Raw genomic sequence first — 1,287 nt, forward strand, 5'->3', positions numbered from 1 at the left:
TGGTCATCTCCCTGTCAAGTAGACAGTAATAAAAAGAGTATTATGCCACGGCCTTTTCCCGATATTCTATCGGGGAAAGGCCGTGAAGTTTTTCTTGGAATCTTTCTGTATTATAAAACTGAATATATTCTTGAATTGCTCGGTAGGCCATTTCATATGTTTTTGGGCACACTAAATACAACTTCTCTGTTTTTAAATGTGAGAAGAATGATTCGATACACGCATTATCAAAACAGTTTCCACGTCTAGAATGACTACCGACAAATCCTAATTTCTCTAACTGTTTTGCGTAGGATTTAGATGTATATTGAAACCCTTGATCTGAATGGAAAAGGGGCTTAGTAGTTAATGACTTCCCTTCTAATTGACGTAATGTAGTTAAAACCAAATCTAAATCATTTCTTGAAGATAGCTTCCAGGCAACAATTTCATTGTTGTATAAATCTAACACAGCTGACAAATAGGCAAATTGTTCTCCGATTCGTACATAAGTAATATCTGTTACGAATTTTTGATTTTGCTTTTCAGCTTGAAACTCTCGATTCAAATGATTTTTAAATACCACAGATGTTTTTCTTCCATAAAACGGACGTTTTTTTCGAATGATAGATTGAATACCCAGCTCTCTCATAAGACGACGAACACGTTTATGATTCATTACCATTCCTTCTCGAGCCAAAGCACGAGTCATACGTTTATACCCATAGTAAGGGTGCTGACGATGAATAGATAAAATATGTTCTTTATGCCACATATCCCTTTTCTGACGTAAACGCTGCACGTTATGATATTTCCGCCATTTATAGTAGCCAGCCTTAGAAACTTCCGCGATTTGAAGCAACCATCGGAGTGGATAGGCTTGGCGTAATGAATCGATAAGAGAAAATCGTTCTTTCTTTAGGACCATTCCTTCCCGTGTAGATTTGGATTGCGCTTTTTTAAATACTCAACCTGTGCCTTCAAATAAGCATTTTCTTCTTCTAGACTATTAAAATTCTTTCGATTCCAGACACCACGTTGATCATCAAAGGACTCCCCTTGTTGCGCACGTTTTACCCACTCAATAATCTGGGCATCGCTCTTCACACCGAGTTGTTCACGAATTTCTCGCAATGATTTTCTCTCTTCTAATCGAAGACGAACTGCTTCTCGCTTTAGTTCTTCTGTATATTTTTGAAATGATTGTCCTTTTCTTGCCATAAAAAAATCCCCTCCAGATAAAACAGTATTGAGTCCATCATATCAGATGGACTCTTTTTTACTGTCTACCTATAGGGGATAATACCA

General features: G+C 37.1%; 1 protein-coding gene. It reads right to left on the bottom strand.

The genetic code is table 11. The features are described from left to right. Positions 1-40: 40 nt before the first annotated feature. A protein-coding gene (locus MR168_RS32910) for an IS3-like element ISBth8 family transposase (protein WP_087874946.1) occupies positions 41-1,200 on the bottom strand; the annotation gives its coding sequence in 2 pieces (ribosomal slippage) (positions 41-942 and positions 942-1,200; 1,161 coding nt in all). Between the last annotated feature and the right edge of the window lie 87 nt (positions 1,201-1,287).

Origin of the sequence: Bacillus cereus group sp. BfR-BA-01356 (genome assembly GCF_022663635.1) — a bacterium.
In the GTDB taxonomy this organism is placed as follows: Bacteria; Bacillota; Bacilli; order Bacillales; family Bacillaceae_G; genus Bacillus_A; species Bacillus_A cereus.